The organism is Limosilactobacillus coleohominis (assembly GCF_016901675.1).
GTDB classification, from domain to species: Bacteria; Bacillota; Bacilli; order Lactobacillales; family Lactobacillaceae; genus Limosilactobacillus; species Limosilactobacillus intestinavium.
In genome coordinates this window covers 1-634 of the sequence record NZ_JACJKU010000178.1, presented here as the reverse complement: position 1 = coordinate 634, position 634 = coordinate 1, and the positions used below count along the sequence as shown (strand labels likewise).

The 634-nt window shown below is 36.0% G+C and carries 1 protein-coding gene; it reads right to left on the bottom strand.

The annotated features are described in order from the left end of the window. Positions 1 to 634, bottom strand: a 634-nt coding sequence (locus H5975_RS08410) for a mucin-binding protein (RefSeq protein WP_428832692.1), incomplete at both ends; no start/stop codon positions are given.

The following is a 634-nucleotide window of genomic DNA, read 5'->3' as shown; positions in this document are numbered from 1 at the left end:
TTGGCTGTCTTGCCATTTTCGTAAACGTAGTGAATTGTCTCATTCTTAGTAACGTGATCATTAACACTATTTGTATCATGACGTAAATGTACAAAGTAATGCTGATCAATTTTACTATCATGATCAAACGTTAATACACCCTTATTAGTATCATCACTAACGAGAACATAATGCAAATCCTCATAGTTCTTAATATCATTACCAGTAGTGTACTTAGCTTGACTGTCACTTGGACCTTCTTGATTGACTATTTTCAAAGTGTGTCCAGTGGTATCGTCAATGAAGGTTACATCTAGCTTTTGCTTATCAGCATAATATGTAACTGTCTTTTCAATATCCTGATCTGTTGGACTTACAGTTTGCGAATTTACTTTGGCAATATCTGGAGTATAACCTGCAATTGCTGGTGAATCGACTTCTTTGAAGTCATGACTTTCTGGCGTCCAACTACTCCAAGTGATCTTATTGGTTACTAGATCTTGAGTACCAGTCCGAGTAAATGTCGTATTGGTGGTGTAATCAGGTTTGGCTGTCTTGCCATTTTCGTAAACGTAGTGAATTGTCTCATTCTTAGTAACGTGATCATTAACACTATTTGTATCATGACGTAAATGTACAAAGTAATGCTGATCAA